The organism is Kluyvera sp. 142486 (assembly GCF_046569695.1).
In the GTDB taxonomy this organism is placed as follows: domain Bacteria; phylum Pseudomonadota; class Gammaproteobacteria; order Enterobacterales; family Enterobacteriaceae; genus Kluyvera.
In genome coordinates, this window is the sequence record NZ_JBKHUI010000003.1 from 178,413 (window position 1) to 193,504 (window position 15,092).

At 53.2% G+C, this 15,092-nt stretch carries 15 protein-coding genes; 11 read left to right on the forward strand and 4 right to left on the reverse strand.

The features are described from left to right. Positions 1 to 156: 156 nt before the first annotated feature. Both ACLGE8_RS04980 and gorA read left to right on the forward strand, forming a co-directional pair. Entirely contained in the window at positions 157 to 999 is an 843-nt protein-coding gene (locus ACLGE8_RS04980; protein WP_333495517.1) for a 23S rRNA (adenine(2030)-N(6))-methyltransferase RlmJ, read from the forward strand. A gap of 104 nt (positions 1,000 to 1,103) precedes the next feature. Beyond that, complete coding sequence (gorA, locus tag ACLGE8_RS04985) at positions 1,104 to 2,456, forward strand: glutathione-disulfide reductase (protein ID WP_410996899.1); 1,353 nt, start codon at positions 1,104 to 1,106, stop codon at positions 2,454 to 2,456. A 124-nt stretch (positions 2,457 to 2,580) separates the two neighbouring features. Here gorA and ACLGE8_RS04990 read toward each other — a convergent pair whose 3' ends face one another. Next, positions 2,581 to 3,321 carry a MipA/OmpV family protein gene (locus tag ACLGE8_RS04990; protein WP_410996901.1) on the reverse strand — a complete coding sequence of 247 codons (741 nt, stop codon included), beginning with the start codon at positions 3,319 to 3,321 and terminating at the stop codon, positions 2,581 to 2,583. 118 nt (positions 3,322 to 3,439) lie between these two features. Here ACLGE8_RS04990 and ACLGE8_RS04995 point away from each other — a divergent pair, with 118 nt between their 5' ends. From ACLGE8_RS04995 to ACLGE8_RS05015, 5 genes are all read left to right on the forward strand, one after another. Next, a complete protein-coding gene (locus ACLGE8_RS04995) occupies positions 3,440 to 4,384 on the forward strand; it encodes a LysR family transcriptional regulator (RefSeq protein WP_410996903.1) in 945 nt (314 codons plus the stop codon). A 170-nt stretch (positions 4,385 to 4,554) separates the two neighbouring features. Beyond that, entirely contained in the window at positions 4,555 to 5,643 is a 1,089-nt protein-coding gene (locus ACLGE8_RS05000; protein ID WP_410996905.1) for a YncE family protein, read from the forward strand. Positions 5,644 to 6,017: 374 nt separating this feature from the next. Continuing rightward, positions 6,018 to 6,905, forward strand: coding sequence for a LysR family transcriptional regulator (locus ACLGE8_RS05005; protein ID WP_410996907.1), 888 nt, complete (start codon positions 6,018 to 6,020; stop codon positions 6,903 to 6,905). A 56-nt stretch (positions 6,906 to 6,961) separates the two neighbouring features. Next, entirely contained in the window at positions 6,962 to 7,381 is a 420-nt protein-coding gene (locus ACLGE8_RS05010) for a hypothetical protein (protein WP_410996909.1), read from the forward strand. Positions 7,382 to 7,384: 3 nt separating this feature from the next. Then, a complete protein-coding gene (locus ACLGE8_RS05015; protein WP_410996911.1) occupies positions 7,385 to 8,272 on the forward strand; it encodes a bestrophin family protein in 888 nt (295 codons plus the stop codon). 51 nt (positions 8,273 to 8,323) lie between these two features. Here ACLGE8_RS05015 and ACLGE8_RS05020 read toward each other — a convergent pair whose 3' ends face one another. After that, positions 8,324 to 9,916: an STY4199 family HEPN domain-containing protein gene (locus tag ACLGE8_RS05020; protein ID WP_410996913.1), complete on the reverse strand. Its 1,593-nt coding sequence runs from the start codon at positions 9,914 to 9,916 to the stop codon at positions 8,324 to 8,326. 136 nt (positions 9,917 to 10,052) lie between these two features. Between ACLGE8_RS05020 and ACLGE8_RS05025 the strand changes: the two genes are divergently transcribed. Beyond that, entirely contained in the window at positions 10,053 to 10,598 is a 546-nt protein-coding gene (locus ACLGE8_RS05025; protein WP_410996915.1) for a GNAT family N-acetyltransferase, read from the forward strand. A 53-nt stretch (positions 10,599 to 10,651) separates the two neighbouring features. Next, on the forward strand, positions 10,652 to 11,092 hold the full coding sequence (locus tag ACLGE8_RS05030) for a lysozyme (protein WP_410996917.1): 441 nt from the start codon (positions 10,652 to 10,654) through the stop codon (positions 11,090 to 11,092). Here ACLGE8_RS05030 and ACLGE8_RS05035 read toward each other — a convergent pair. Both ACLGE8_RS05035 and ACLGE8_RS05040 read right to left on the reverse strand, forming a co-directional pair. After that, complete coding sequence (locus ACLGE8_RS05035) at positions 11,069 to 11,695, reverse strand: LuxR C-terminal-related transcriptional regulator (protein ID WP_410996919.1); 627 nt, start codon at positions 11,693 to 11,695, stop codon at positions 11,069 to 11,071. The two genes, ACLGE8_RS05030 and ACLGE8_RS05035, sit on opposite strands and share 24 nt — an antisense overlap. A gap of 358 nt (positions 11,696 to 12,053) precedes the next feature. Next, positions 12,054 to 12,812 (reverse strand): SDR family NAD(P)-dependent oxidoreductase, encoded by a 759-nt coding sequence (locus tag ACLGE8_RS05040; protein WP_410996921.1) that lies wholly within the window; start codon positions 12,810 to 12,812, stop codon positions 12,054 to 12,056. Positions 12,813 to 12,931: 119 nt separating this feature from the next. On the opposite strand from ACLGE8_RS05040, the gene ACLGE8_RS05045 reads away from it, so the two are divergent. Further along, positions 12,932 to 13,831 carry a LysR family transcriptional regulator gene (locus ACLGE8_RS05045; RefSeq protein ID WP_410996923.1) on the forward strand — a complete coding sequence of 300 codons (900 nt, stop codon included), beginning with the start codon at positions 12,932 to 12,934 and terminating at the stop codon, positions 13,829 to 13,831. A 174-nt stretch (positions 13,832 to 14,005) separates the two neighbouring features. Beyond that, on the forward strand, positions 14,006 to 14,968 hold the full coding sequence (yhjD, locus tag ACLGE8_RS05050; RefSeq protein ID WP_410996925.1) for an inner membrane protein YhjD: 963 nt from the start codon (positions 14,006 to 14,008) through the stop codon (positions 14,966 to 14,968). The last annotated feature ends 124 nt before the right edge of the window (positions 14,969 to 15,092 follow it).

Below are 15,092 nucleotides of genomic sequence, written 5' to 3' on the forward strand. Positions count from 1 at the left end.
TTGACGCTAAACCCGTGACTTGACGTTTTTATGACACGTTCATGTTTTGCAACATTATTGCCACAAATAGAAACGACACCGCGCCACAGCGGTAATCTGCCCGGATCTGCGGTAAACTGTCAGCTATCTTGTTTAATTCCCGGAATATCCGCACCCATGCTCAGTTATCGCCACAGCTTTCACGCAGGCAACCACGCCGACGTTTTAAAACACACCGTTCAGAGTCTGATCATTGAATCGCTGAAAGAGAAAGAGAAGCCGTTTCTCTATCTGGACACCCACGCCGGGGCAGGCCGCTATCAGCTGAGTGGCGAGCACGCCGAAAAAACCGGGGAATACCTGGAAGGGATTGCCCGCATCTGGCAGCAGGACGACCTGCCGGAAGAGCTGGTGCCGTATATCTCGGTGGTCAAACACTTCAACCGCACCGACCAGCTGCGCTACTACCCAGGCTCCCCACTGATTGCCCGCCAGCTGCTGCGCGAGCAGGACAGCCTGCAGATGACCGAGCTGCATCCAAGCGACTTCCCGCTGCTGCGCTCTGAATTCCAGAAAGATAACCGCGCCCGCGTTGACCGTGCCGACGGCTACCAGCAGCTGAAAGCCAAGCTGCCGCCGGTTTCTCGTCGCGGCCTGATCCTTATCGACCCGCCGTACGAAATTAAAACCGACTACCAGGCAGTGGTAAGCGGTATCAACGATGGCTACAAGCGTTTTGCCACCGGCACCTATGCCCTGTGGTATCCAGTGGTGCTGCGCCAGCAAATCAAGCGCATGATCCGTGACCTCGAAGAGACCGGCATCCGCAAAATTCTGCAAATTGAGCTGGCGGTACGCCCGGACAGCGATCAGCGCGGTATGACTGCCTCCGGCATGATTGTGATTAACCCGCCGTGGAAGCTGGAAGCGCAGATGAACAACGTGCTGCCGTGGCTGCACAGCAAGCTGGTTCCAGCAGGTACCGGGCACACGCTGGTAAACTGGATCGTGCCGGAGTAATCGCAGGCATCGGTGGAACCTATCAGTTTCAGGTATACAATCGCGAGTATTTTGGCGGGTAGCACGATGCTCACCCGCTCAACATTGAACATTCAGGAGCGGCCATGACCAAACATTATGACTACATCGCCATTGGCGGCGGCAGCGGCGGTATCGCCTCCATTAACCGCGCAGCCATGTATGGCCAGAAGTGCGCGTTAATCGAAGCCAAAGATCTCGGCGGTACCTGCGTGAACGTCGGCTGCGTGCCGAAAAAAGTGATGTGGCATGCCGCGCAGATCCGCGAAGCGATTCATATGTATGGCCCGGATTACGGTTTCGACACCACCATCAACAACTTCGATTGGGACAAGCTGGTTGCCAGCCGCACTGCCTATATCGACCGTATTCATACCTCTTACGATAACGTACTGGGTAAGAACAAGGTTGACGTAATCAAAGGCTTTGCACGCTTTGTTGACGCTAAAACCATCGAAGTGAACGGCGAGACGATCACCGCCGATCATATCCTGATCGCGACAGGCGGCCGTCCAAGCCACCCGAATATTCCAGGCGTGGAATACGGTATCGACTCCGACGGTTTCTTCGAGCTGCCGGCGCTGCCGAAGCGCGTTGCCGTGGTGGGCGCAGGCTATATCGCCGTGGAACTGGCGGGTGTTATCAACGGTCTGGGTTCTGAAACCCACCTGTTCGTGCGTAAACACGCGCCGCTGCGCAGCTTCGACCCGTTAATCGTCGAGACACTCCTTGAGGTGATGAACGCCGAAGGCCCGCAGCTGCACACCAACGCCATTCCAAAAGCCGTGGTCAAGAATGCCGATGGCAGCCTGACTCTGGCGCTGGAAGATGGCCGCAGCCAGACCGTCGACTGCCTGATTTGGGCGATTGGTCGCGAACCGGCGAACGATAACTTCAATCTGGCGGCTACGGGCGTGAAAACCAACGATAAAGGCTACATCGTCGTTGATAAGTTCCAGAATACCAACGTTCCGGGCATTTATGCCGTAGGCGATAACACCGGTGCGGTAGAGCTGACTCCGGTGGCGGTGGCCGCAGGTCGTCGTCTCTCCGAGCGTCTGTTTAACAACAAACCGGATGAGCATCTGGACTACAGCAATATCCCGACCGTGGTCTTCAGCCACCCGCCAATCGGCACCGTAGGCTTAACCGAGCCGCAGGCGCGCGAGCAGTATGGCGACGATGCCGTGAAGGTCTATAAATCCTCCTTCACCGCGATGTATACCGCCGTAACCTCGCACCGCCAGCCGTGCCGTATGAAGCTGGTGTGCGTTGGCCCGGAAGAGAAGATCGTCGGTATCCACGGTATTGGCTTCGGCATGGATGAAATCCTGCAAGGCTTCGCCGTGGCGCTGAAAATGGGCGCAACCAAGAAGGACTTCGACAACACCGTGGCGATTCACCCTACGGCGGCGGAAGAGTTTGTCACCATGCGCTAAGCCGCATTGCCTGAACGACAAAAAGCCAGACGGATGTCTGGCTTTTTTTATGGACGTTTCCCGTGGTTTGGCACGAAACAATGTAGCCCGGCCAAGCGAAGCGCCGCCGGGACTGCACCGCCGTCTAAAACCGCCAACTCACCCCAGTCAGCACGATAAAACTCCCATCACGATCGACCATCGGGCTATTTTTAATCTCATCCGGCAGCACGCTATAGCTCGCGTTTGCCGTCAGCATCAGGTTGTTGGTCAGCGGGTATTTCATCGTCAACCCAACGTACGGCATCCAGCTGCTGCCCGGCGACCATTGCGCTAAGCCACTGCGACGAGACTCCGCACCCGACACACCGTAGTAATACCGGTTGAAGCTATCGTCATAGTAATACACCCCCAGCACAGGGATAATCGCCATCCTGCCCATCGGCAGCACGCGGAAATAGGAGAGTTCGCCGACCCAGCCGTTGCTGTTATCCAGAATATCCGCCGCCGCCGAAACCTTCAGACTGCCCCACTTTTCATGGTGATACCACGCCGCACCAGCCATTGCGGTGCTATTGCGCTTATCCAGTTGCTTCATGGCGCTGTCGTCATTATCCGACGGATCGAAGGTCAGCGGCAGCCAGGAAGCCGTCAGGCTGACTTCATCGCGCTTATTTTTAAATAATGCGTAGCCTAGCGTGGTCTGACGAATATAAAACGAATCACCTTCATAATTAACGATAGGCACCGCGTGAGTAGTTTCATTATATCCGCGATAAATAGACTCATTAAATACCGCCCCCGCCCCAACTGATAGCGCCGCCGATGATGCACCTGAAATAAAAGATAGCGATAAAAGTAGCGCAACATTACGCTTAATTGACATTCCCGTTGTTCCAACCTAATATAATATCCTGATGCCAAATATGATAATGTTCGTATTAATATTGATGCAATCGCAATATTTATATAGATCTATATCAATTTATATATAGAGCCGGGCAATGAAGAAACTTCAGATTAAGCCTCAGGAATTAAAAATAATATCGGTGGTGGCCGCCAGCGAAAATATCAGCCACGCCGCCACCGTGCTGGGCATGGCGCAGGCCAACGTCAGCCGCTACCTCTCTGATGTTGAAGCAAAAGTGGGGCTTAAAATCTTTGAGCGCACCTCACGTAAGCTCACGCTGACCCGCTTTGGTGAGTCGCTGCTTCCCTACGTTAACGATCTGTTGGAAAAAGAAAACCAGCTTAATAATTTCGTGGCTGACTATAAGCATGAGAAAAATGGCCGCGTCACAATTTACTCACCGACAATGATTAACGCCTACCTGGCACGTAACGTGGTAAATACCATAAAAGATATCGGCAATATCAGCTTATATTTGAAAACGTTCAATCTGGAACGAAAATCATTTTATGAAGGTTCCGAATTCCCCGATGATTGCGACATTTTAATTTCCTGCGTTCAGCCAAAAAATGAATCCTTAGTGGCGAGTTTTATCGCGAAATATGCGGTCAGCGCCTACGCCAGCACCCAGTATCTGATGGAACACCCAATCACCTCGCCGGACGACCTCGACAAGCACTCCTGCATTCTGATGGATTCGATGCTGATTAATGACGCCAATATCTGGCGCTTTAGCCTCGCCGGAAGCCAGGAGATTCGCGACTTTCGCGTCACCGGCAACTATATCTGTGATAACACGCAGTCGGCGCTGGAACTGGCGCGCAACGGGCTTGGGATTGTTTTTGCGCCGAAAAGTAGCGTACAGGCCGATATTCAATCCGGGGTACTCGCCCCCTGCTTCGCCGAACAGTACGAATGGTGGCTCGATCTGGTGGCTATCTACCGCAAACGTGAATACCAGCCGTGGCGAGTGCAGTTTATTCTGGATGAGGTTCTGGAGGAGCTTCGTCGTCAGGTGGCGCTGCCACGACAGGGATAAACCGCTCGTTTTAAGGCGGTTCAAGAACCCTCTACATCTACGCCGCCGAAAAATGGCGGTCGTCGAAACGACTTATTTGTGATAAATAATAATTATTCTCATTCTTATTAAAAGATCCCACCGTCGCTCTACCACGGTCGGGAACCGTTTATCCCATGATGGAGTTTCGAATGGTATCGTTATTCAGCCCGCGTAAAACGGCGCTCTGCGCCGCGCTTGTCGCCGCTTTTACCCTTCCTGCACTGCCCGCCCTCGCCGAAAATGCGCAGCCTGCCGAAAGCGCCGCCGCGCTGAAAACAGCCGCTTCCGTCACTCAGCATGAGCTGGGCGATGGTCTGTACGAAATGGCGCTGTTCTCCGGCGAGAAATCGCTGTTTGTTGCCAGCGCGCAGAGCTTTAAAGATGTCAACGGCGGCGTGATTTACCGCCTCGACCCCACCACCCTTGCCGTCACGGGGACCACCCATACCGACCTGAAAAACTTTGGTACGGCGGTCGATGACGATGGCAAAACGTTTTACGTCACCAACTCGCTGGATGGTGGCGTGTCAAAAGTAGAAGCTAAAAGCGGTAAGGTACTGCAGCGCCTGACGCTGGATGGAAAAGGCAAAGACGGCAACCCGGCGGGCGCACGTGAAGTGTTGTTCCATAACGGCCTGCTGTTTATCGGCCGTGTCGCCGATCCGGGCTTTATCTCGGTGGTAGATGCCAAAACCATGACCCAGAAGGCGCGTATTGATAACGCGGGCAAATGGGTTACCGGCATCATCTACTCACCGGTAACGAAGCGTATTTATGCCACCAATGGCGCTGGCGAAGTGCTGGTTATCAACCCGCAAAGCTATAAGATTGAGCAGCGCTGGACGCCGGGCGATGGCAAAGAGTACCTGCTGCTGAATATGGCGGAAGACCCAAAAACCGGACGTCTGTTCGTTACTGACGATTCGAAAGCCAAAACCACGCTGGTGTTTGATGAGCACACCGGTAAGGTCATTAAACGCATTGAGGGCGACGCGCTGGGGATCAAGTTTGACGCGAAGCGCAATGAGATTTTCATCAGCCAGCGTGAGTCGAAGAAGGTGCTGCGCCTGGATGCCACTAGCTATGCCGTGAAGCAGAGCTGGGACTTCACCACTCACCCAAACAGCCTGCTGCTCTCCGATGATGGCAACACGCTGTACGTCACGCTGAAGCAAGACTTTAATAAAGACTACTCGACGAAGGGGCCGGATAGCGTAGCGCGTATCGCGCTGAACTAGTCTGGCCTACGGGTCCATCCAGCACGGTGCAACATCGTGCTGGATGGCGTTTCGCTCACCCGGCCTACATTATTTACGCTTTAGAAACATGTGTTTATTATTCGCTTTCTTTTATACCGCTTTTTTACCCGGCCATCACCGCCAGGATAATAACCCACTAAAATAATCATCATTGATTATTTTTATAACCCATTATGGGCATTCAGTTAATACTTTATTATTGATGATTATTGCTATGCCGATCATATCTGAAGTATGTTATTTTGTGAGTGCAATTAATTAAACAATTCGGTCTTTTTTATTAAACAATCCGGTATATACAGCGTCATGCCCCCTCCGTATAATTTCGCGCTGTCGTACATTAAGGTTAAGTTATGCTCAAGCACGTTCAGGATATGGCGCTTTTTGCGCTTCTCGTAGAAAACGGTTCGTTTACCAAAACCGCCGCTGAACTGGGTATGACAAAGTCGCGTATCAGCCAGCGAATTAGTGCTCTTGAGGAGTATCTCAACGTCAGATTACTGAATCGCACGACGCGAAAAATATCGCTGACCGCCGACGGTGAGCGCTACCTGGCCTACTGCCATGAAGTGGTGGATGCCAGCGTACGCGGCGATAAAACGGTACAGGCGCTGCATAATCAGACCGGCGGGAAACTGAAGATTATTGCCCCGCCGGGATTTATGGCGAGTATTTTACCCGCCGTGCACCATCAGTTTCTGCAAACGCATGCCAATATTGAGCTACAGCTAATTACCGCAGACTCTTTCTATGGCAACGTTGGCAGTGAGTTTGACGTGGCGTACCGTATCGGTAAGCCTTCTGATGACACCTGTATTGGCCGCTTCCTCGGGACGTTTAACCGTTTTATCGTCTGTACGCCGCAGTATCAGGCCGCGCACGATATTCAGCACCCTGAAGCGCTGCAATCCTGTGAACTGATTACGCACCAGACCTGGAAAAGCATTGCCCTGTTCCAGCACGATGCATCTTATGAACTCACGATGCCGTTGCGCCATACCAGCGACAATCTGACCTACATTTTGCAGCAAACGCTGCAGGGAACCGGGGTAGCAATTTTACCCGAATATATTGTTAAGCCATATTTGCAAAACACCCAACTGGTGACGCTATTACCGCAATGGGATGTTCAGAAAATAGATCTCTGGATGATCTACCAGAGCAAAACGCATAACCCTGCGGTGCTTCGCGACTATATCAACTTTGTGACCCAGTATAACGTGATACAAAATGCCATGTAGTTTCTCGTGGCGATATTAACTATTTTTCCAACCACTCATCTCGATAAGTTAAGATAATGACTATTTGTACTATTTCGCCAGAAGAAAAATCGCTGCTCATTTTTAATCAGAAAAATAAAATGGATAAATACTGGAATATCTATTCCATGGAGCTTATCACGCAAATCACCACGACCGGGCGGCAGTATCATCACTATATTCAGCCGAGCGAAAAAGGCCGTCTCTGCGTGTGCGTTTTCGATGGCGTCTACATCAATATTATTCGCACACGCCTTTTTGGCGAAATCGAGATCCATTTCGACGTGGAATCCGCCGAACTTGGCCGCATTGAACTTCCATCCGCCTGTATCGACATGCAGGGTAACCTGGACCGCCACATTTCCCTTAATGACAAAGCCAGCGTGTTTGTCCATTACCTGGAGCGCCTGCAGGTGGTTTACGACTCTATTTTAGCGCTGTCCCCAGAGAAGGCGTAAACCATGATCGTCAGGCCGGAGCAAACCTGGCTGCGGAAATTATTCTCATGGCGCGGTTCCATCATGAGAAAAATCTCTCCTCAGCTCTGTTTCTTTATCATGCTGAATATCGTCTATCTGTATGTGCTGCCGCTCTTAAATCTGCACGGCATCATCGCCAAGGAGAGTTCGTTTTACTTTATCGGTATCTCGATTTCGATATCGGTGTTTATCGGCTTTCGCAACAACACGGCCTGGCTGCGCTACTGGGAAGCGCGCAAACTGTGGGGCGATCTGCTTATCGTGAGCCGGTCGCTGATGCGCGAGGTCATCAATACCACCAAGGCGAGCCCAGAAGAAAAAATGGTGGTGCTGGACCTGATTGTTACCTATTGCGCAACGTTAAAAGCCAAGCTGCGTCATGGGCCGGTGCCGGTTTCGCGCGCGCTGGACTATCAGCATCTCACTACCCCTTGTAACGCCCTGCTGCAAAATATCGGGCAGTGGCTTTACCAGCATCGTCCAAATGAGTTTGTGTACCGCAACTTTAACCACTATCTGAATCAGATGAGTACCATTCAGGGAGGCTGCGAGCGCATCAGCAACACGCCGATTCCCTATGCCTACTCGCTGCTGCTGCACCGGACGGTGGGGATTTTTTGCGCCGTATATCCGCTGCTGCTGATTCATGATTTTGGCTTTATGACCCTGCTGTTTTCTATCTTCACCACCTACGCGCTGCTGGCACTTGACGCTATCGCGACCGAACTGGAAGACCCATTCGGTACCGAGGATAACGACCTGCCGCTGAACGCGATTTGTAATGCGATTGAGATAGACCTGCGGGAGATGATGAAGGACAGCCTGATACCAACAAAACTGTTGCCGGACGCGAACTACCGGCTGCTTTGAGGTTCGTTCCCCTCTCCCCACGAGGGAGAGGGGACGATAGGACGCAAAACGCTAGCGAATCACATCGTAGACCGATTTCTGAATAGCCAGCCATTTTTTACTTTCAGCATCGCCCGTCGTTTTAGTGCGCTGCTGAGCGTTATCCACCGCCAGACGCTGGCGCGCCACCACGGCGGGAGTGGTACAAAACGTCTGTAGATAAGATTTTCGTATCGCGCTGAGCTGAGCGCCGCGCGACATTTCAAGCGTGAGCGTATTGATAAACCGTCGGCAGGGTTTTAGCTCATCCATTTGCAGGTGGTAGCGCAGCAGCAGGTTTAGCACCTCTTCGTGCCGGGCCGCCATCGCCGAGTCCGTCCAGGCGAGCTGCCAGGTCATTCCGCCGCGTAAAAACAGCGTCGTCACCTCAAGATCATTACGATCGATAGCCGCCCGCAGCGCATTGCGATCCCACAAGATCCCACGTCGGGCCAGCAGATCGCGAGGAGAGGCTGCGGGAGTACTCTCCGCTTCCACCACGGAAAGCGGCAGTGACGGCTCGACGTACGGCCGCCGCGTCGGCTCGGAAGTCAGCAGGCTGATACCGCCAAGCGCCATCCCCAGCACCGTCACAGCAACCGCTCCCCACAGGACGGCTGCGGCAATTCGCTCACGTGTATCAGAGCGTTCACGCGCCTTATGAGAAAGCCGTTCAATGTTGTCAGCAATGGGCTTTCCATCAACGCCCCAGGCATGCGCATACTCCTGTGCAAGCGTCCAGTAACGCTGAATTTCACTGCCATCTGCTGCCATCAGGCTAGCGGGATTTACGCGCGTACGCCCTTGCTCATAGGCGTGCTGTACCGGCGTGGTGATCTGTTCGGTATAGAGATCTAACAACTGGCACTCAACCTCCGTCAGCGGATGATGCGCCAGCACCTTATTACGCATCCGGCGAACGTCTTCGAGAAAGGTATGCAGCGTCAGGCGTTGTTCGGCAAGGAAGGTCAGCAATGCGGCATGGTTAAAAAGCGAAGAGTAGTAACGAGAGAATGCCTTTTTATCGACAATCAACAGCGCCAGTTCGCTAAACGTCATGCCATCAAGCACGTTTTCCGTCGGGCTTCGCGAACGCCAGCGCATCACCTCGTGAGCACCAAACTGAACGCTAAGATACTGATGAAGATGCGGAATATCCGGCCAGACCTGCATCACCAGCCCGCGTAGCGTAAGATGGATCGTGCGAATTTGTCGCTCAGCCTGCTCTTGCAGTTGTTCTGCATCGCTGGCGTAGCCGGTAGTAAACATCAGCAGCGACTGCTGCTGCTTTATTTGCTCCAGCGTGACCACGAAGCGCTCGGCCGCAATCAGCTGATTTTCGGTGGCCGTCTGCCCATGTTCGTAAGAGGGAATCCCCTGCTGAAGATGCCGCAGCTGGAGCATAAATTCGCTCAGTTGGCTGTCGTTAATGTTAAGCCGCTGGGCCACCGCGCCCCAGCCGCCAAGGTTCAATCGCGCCTGATCGAGCTGTTCCAGAAACCAACGGGGATCTTTGCCCTCCGTCACGCGCAGTTTAAGCAGCGTGAGGATCTCCATCGAGGCCTGGCGAATCACGCTCAGGCAATGCTCATACTGCTGGCCAACCTGTCGCGATAACGTCGACATTTTCCCATTCCTTAATCAACAGCAAGGTTTTTTAGCCTTAGGATTAATATGTTACTGTTTTGTTATTTTTGTCGTTACACCATAGAGCAATTCAGGCAAATTAACAGTCCCGCGCCACCTATCAGAATGAGAAATTATGATCGCGCTCACCACCGAACGTTTAAGCTGCACCCTGATTACCGAAAGTGACTGGCCCTTTTTCCTCGCCTTGCAGCAGCACCCGCAGGTAATGCGCTATGTGGCAGATAGCCGGAGCGAAGAGGAGATTCGGGCAGCCTTCGATGCACGCCTGCATCCCTGGACGCCGGGGGCCGAACACTGGCTGTGCATGGTGGTACGCGACGCTGCACAAACGCCGCTGGGGATCACCGGCTATATCCATCGTGATAGTGACTGTGCCGAGGTTGGTTTTTTGTTTTCCCCACAGGCGCAGGGAAAAGGGTATGGCAGCGAGTCACTGCGCGCGGTCTGTGACTACGCCTTCCAGCATGGCGGTGTACGGCGGCTGACGGCGACGGTTACCGCGGGTAATATCGCCTCCCGACGTACGCTGGAAAAGCAGGGCTTTATACTGGAAGGCGAGCTGCGCGAAAGCTACTTCCTGGGCGGACAGTGGCAAAACGACTGGCTTTTCGGCTTACTGAGTCATGAGTTTGATACGTCACAGACATCCGGCCAATAGTCCCGTTCAGGCGACTCTTTTACACTCCTCATTCCATTTAATGAGGGCCAAAGATGTTAAATATCGCTACGCCGAGCCTGCTGGGGCTAGAACTAATTAAGCAGTATCAGGGGCTGTCGCTGGAAAAGTATCAGGACGCCGATGGGCTGTGGATCGTAGGCTACGGGCATTTGATTCGCGACCAGGAACGTTTTGATGGGCCGATAACGATCACTCAGGCCGAGCAATTGTTTCAGCAGGACGTGGATTATTATCACCAGGTGCTGCACCGCTGCATGCAGGTGCCGTTAAACCAGCATCAGTCCGATGCCCTGATGTCGCTGGCCTTCAGCCTGGGGCCGGAAGCCGTGCAGCGGTCAGCTATCGTGCATGAGATGAACCAGGGTCATATGGCGGATGCGCTGGCGCTCTGGCAGCAACAAGGTTCGTCACAGACCAGCCTGGCGACACAGCGCCAGGCTGAAGCGGCGTTATTCCGTGGCGATATGCGCTGAAGCTTCCCGATTATTCATCAGCATAGCGGCCTGCGTGCGATTTTTAACACCCAGGCGGCGATACAGTGATTCAAGGTGTGCTTTTACAGTACCGGCGCTAATATTCAGCGTTCGGCTAATTTCCTTATTCGATTCACCATTGGCCAGCAGCAATAATATCTCACGCTGACGCTGACTCAGATTATCTAACCCCTGTTTTTCCTGTTCATATTCCATCCGCCAATCGCCCGGCAGGCAAATCAGGCCGCGCATGACGCTTTTTATCGTCTGTACAAATATCTCGACGCTGGCATCCCGAGGGATAATCGCCTGAAGGTTATAGGCCATCATATCGTTCAGCCAGGCGCGGTTATAATCATTCACAATGATAATGCCCTTTGACTCCGGAAACTGCTGGTGCTTTTCCTGCAACAACCACTGGCAGAAGCCGTGATCAAGGCCGCCGTCAAGAATCAACAGCGCATCCGGATGCTGTAACAGCTGCCGCCACAGGTCATCGGCCTGACTAACAGCAGAAATATCAATTCCTGGAATATGTTCCTGTAAGCTGATTTTCATTCCATGAATAAATATTGACTGCCTGTCAAACATCACTACCTGCATAATGGATTCCCCATATTAAAATAAAACGAACTCTAATGGCGTGCAGAGTAATCCCCACAACCCGAAATAAGAACTCGCCGTTTGGCCTGGGTCATTTTACGTAGATATTCGACGATCTAAACATTATAATTATGAATGCTTACAACCGTCACATCACCATTACGCATTCACATATGCCATCACACTTTAATTAAGAAATGGATTAGATAAGCGTGTCGCTAAGATAATATTAATTAAATGGAAATGTAGGTTATTGCGGGGATGAGCGGAAGTAAAGGGAATAATAATTCCTGATTAAGACTATTTTTCGCACGATAGGTAAATAACGCCTTTGCAAAGCCAAGGCGTTATCGCAGACTTACAGGAACATGCCGCCCGAGACTTCAATGCGCTGCGCGGTCATCCAGCGCAGGTTATCGCTCAGCAGCGCGGCAATCGCGTCACCAATGTCATCCGGCAGCCCAACTCGGCCCAGTGCGGTTTGCGACGCCACGTATTTGTTCAGGTCGTCGTTATCGCGAACCCGGCCGCCGCCAAAGTCGGTTTCAATCGCCCCTGGCGCAATGCTGTTGACCGAAATCCCACGCGCGCCCAGCTCTTTGGCCTGATAGCGGGTCAGCACTTCCATCGCCCCTTTCATTGAGGCGTAGGCGGCATAGCCCGGCAGCGCAAAACGCGCCAGCCCGGTCGAGACGTTGAGGATGCGCCCACCGTTTTCCATCAGCGGCAGCAGCGCCTGAGTCAGGAAGAATGGTCCCTTGAAATGGATATTCATCAGCTCATCAAATAAGGCCTCGGAGGTCTCAGCAAAGGAGGCATACAGGCCGATCCCGGCGTTGTTCACTAAATAATCAAACGTCTCGCGACCCCAGACCTGATGCAGCTGGGTCTTCACCTGCTGAGTGAAGTCCGCAAAGCTAGCGACATCGCTGACGTTCAGCTGCACTGCCACGGCTTTCGCCCCTTTTTGCTCAATTTCGGCCACAACTTCCAGTGCGGCGTCACGCTGACTGTTGTAGGTGAAGATAATATCCGTTCCCTGCGCGGCCAGCTTCAGCACCGCATTTTTACCGAGTCCGCGGCTACCGCCGGTCACTAACGCAATACGTTGAGTCATGGGAAACCTCATTTCAGTGGGTGTGTTCGTTGAGAACAAGCTTATTAGGTGATAAAAGAACAATAAATATCCCTGATTACGCTTCACTGTCTCATTCAGAACAACAATAGGGCATGCTGATGGATAAAATTCACGCAATGCAACTGTTCATCCGCGTTGCCGAACTGGAGAGTTTTTCCCGCGCGGCGGATACCCTTGGCCTTCCTAAAGGTAGCGTATCGCGACAAATTCAGGCGCTGGAAAACCATCTGGGCTGCCGCCTGCTGCACCGCACCACTCGACGAGTGCTGCTGACTCAGGATGGGATGGTCTACTACGAGCGTGCTAAAGATTTGCTGAGTAACCTCGACGAACTGGACAGCATGTTTCAGAGCGACCCCAGCAGCGTGAGCGGGCGGCTACGTGTGGATATGCCAGTGGGTATCGCGCGCAAGGTGGTGATCCCCAAACTACCCGCCTTTTTGCAGCACTATCCCGGTATTGAGCTTGAGCTCAGCAGCAGCGATCGCTTAGTCGATGTGATTCGCGAAGGATTTGACTGCGTGGTGCGCGTAGGGTCGCTGAAAGACTCTGGGTTGATTGCCCGGCCGCTCGGCAAACTGACCATCATCAACTGTGCCAGCCCTGACTACCTGTCGCGCTTTGGTTACCCGGAGTCGCTGGACGACCTCAGCAACCATGCGCTGGTGCACTACGCCGCCAATCTCGGCGTGCGCCCGCAGGGGTTTGAAGTCGCCAAAGATAACGGCACCCAGTGGGTCAAAACCGGCGGAGTGCTGACGGTGAACAGCACCGAAACCTACCATGCCGCCTGCCTGGCAGGACTGGGGATTATTCAGGTGCCGCGCGTCGGCGTGCGCGAAGCGCTGCACAGCGGCGAGCTGGTTGAAATACTCCCGCAGTACCGAGCGGAGCCGATGCCGGTATCGCTGATTTATCCGCACCGCCGAAATCTTTCGCGACGGGTGCATCTGTTTATGGAGTGGTTAACCGGGGTGTTGCAGGGGTATGTGGATTGATCCCGCCCTTGCCGGATGGCGGCGTAAACGCCTTATCCGGCCTACAAAACAGCGATAATCCGTTGTAGGCCTGATAAGCGTAGCGCCATCAGGCGATCCAGACGAGGTGCAACGCACCGACTCCGAGGAACCCTCTATACTTAAGTAAAAGCAATAAAAAGGAAAATCTCCCTGATGACGTCGGAAAACAACGATAAACGTCTACAGCAAAAGGCTAGCAAGGCGCTGGACAGCGTCACCACCACGGCGCAGAAGATTCAGCGTCAGCCGATCATCGCCCACCTGATTCGCGCCGCCGAGCGTTTTAACGATCGGCTGGGAAATCAGTTTGGCGCGGCGATTACCTACTTTTCATTCTTATCGATGATCCCCATCCTGATGGTGTCGTTCGCCGCTGCCGGCTTTATTCTTGCCTCGCACCCGACGCTGTTGCAGGACATCTTCAATAAGATCCTGGCCAACGTCAGCGACCCAACGCTCGCCGCCACGCTCAAAAGCACCATCAACACCGCCGTCCAGCAACGTACCACCGTTGGCCTCGTCGGTCTGTGTATCGCCCTCTACTCCGGTATCAACTGGATGGGCAACCTGCGCGAAGCTATTCGCGCCCAGTCTCGCGACGTCTGGGAGCGCACGCCGCAGGATCAGGAAGCCATCTGGATTAAATATCTGCGCGACTTCGTGTCGCTGATTGGCCTGCTGATTGCGCTGATTGTCACCCTTTCCATTACGTCAGTAGCCGGGTCGGCACAGCAGCTGATTATCTCGGCGCTGTATCTCGACAGCATTGAGTGGCTGAAGCCCGCCTGGCGGTTGATAGGCCTGGCGATTTCAATTTTCGCCAACTACCTGCTGTTCTTCTGGATTTTCTGGCGACTGCCCCGCCACCGCCCACGTAAAAAGGCGCTGATCCGCGGTACCTTTATCGCCGCTATCGGCTTTGAAGTGATCAAAATCATCATGACCTGGACGCTGCCGACGCTGGTGAAATCCCCTTCCGGCGCCGCGTTTGGTTCCGTGCTCGGCCTGATGGCGTTCTTCTACTTCTTCGCGCGCCTGACGCTGTTCTGCGCCGCATGGATTGCCACGGCAGAGTACAAGGACGACCCAAGAATGCCGGGAAAAACCCACCGCTAACCGCCCTGTTGGGCTGAAAATTTCAGCCCAACCCACCGAATTAGCATATAAATCCAGCCTGTAACTTTTATTTAACCAAAAACTAGTTTTATCATCTAATTCACGAAAATTGTGAAGCATTTCA

What these genes read in the sequence shown, in the direction of transcription:
- ACLGE8_RS05015 (WP_410996911.1), top strand. Translation starts at nt 7,385, where the DNA reads ATGATCGTCAGGCCGGAGCAAACCTGGCTGCGGAAATTATTCTCATGG.
- gorA (WP_410996899.1), top strand. Translation starts at nt 1,104, where the DNA reads ATGACCAAACATTATGACTACATCGCCATTGGCGGCGGCAGCGGCGGT.
- ACLGE8_RS04995 (WP_410996903.1), top strand. Translation starts at nt 3,440, where the DNA reads ATGAAGAAACTTCAGATTAAGCCTCAGGAATTAAAAATAATATCGGTG.
- ACLGE8_RS05005 (WP_410996907.1), top strand. Translation starts at nt 6,018, where the DNA reads ATGCTCAAGCACGTTCAGGATATGGCGCTTTTTGCGCTTCTCGTAGAA.
- ACLGE8_RS05010 (WP_410996909.1), top strand. Translation starts at nt 6,962, where the DNA reads ATGACTATTTGTACTATTTCGCCAGAAGAAAAATCGCTGCTCATTTTT.
- ACLGE8_RS04980 (WP_333495517.1), top strand. Translation starts at nt 157, where the DNA reads ATGCTCAGTTATCGCCACAGCTTTCACGCAGGCAACCACGCCGACGTT.
- ACLGE8_RS05030 (WP_410996917.1), top strand. Translation starts at nt 10,652, where the DNA reads ATGTTAAATATCGCTACGCCGAGCCTGCTGGGGCTAGAACTAATTAAG.
- ACLGE8_RS05040 (WP_410996921.1), bottom strand. Translation starts at nt 12,812, where the DNA reads ATGACTCAACGTATTGCGTTAGTGACCGGCGGTAGCCGCGGACTCGGT.
- ACLGE8_RS05020 (WP_410996913.1), bottom strand. Translation starts at nt 9,916, where the DNA reads ATGTCGACGTTATCGCGACAGGTTGGCCAGCAGTATGAGCATTGCCTG.
- ACLGE8_RS05045 (WP_410996923.1), top strand. Translation starts at nt 12,932, where the DNA reads ATGGATAAAATTCACGCAATGCAACTGTTCATCCGCGTTGCCGAACTG.
- ACLGE8_RS05035 (WP_410996919.1), bottom strand. Translation starts at nt 11,695, where the DNA reads ATGCAGGTAGTGATGTTTGACAGGCAGTCAATATTTATTCATGGAATG.
- ACLGE8_RS05025 (WP_410996915.1), top strand. Translation starts at nt 10,053, where the DNA reads ATGATCGCGCTCACCACCGAACGTTTAAGCTGCACCCTGATTACCGAA.
- ACLGE8_RS04990 (WP_410996901.1), bottom strand. Translation starts at nt 3,321, where the DNA reads ATGTCAATTAAGCGTAATGTTGCGCTACTTTTATCGCTATCTTTTATT.
- ACLGE8_RS05000 (WP_410996905.1), top strand. Translation starts at nt 4,555, where the DNA reads ATGGTATCGTTATTCAGCCCGCGTAAAACGGCGCTCTGCGCCGCGCTT.
- yhjD (WP_410996925.1), top strand. Translation starts at nt 14,006, where the DNA reads ATGACGTCGGAAAACAACGATAAACGTCTACAGCAAAAGGCTAGCAAG.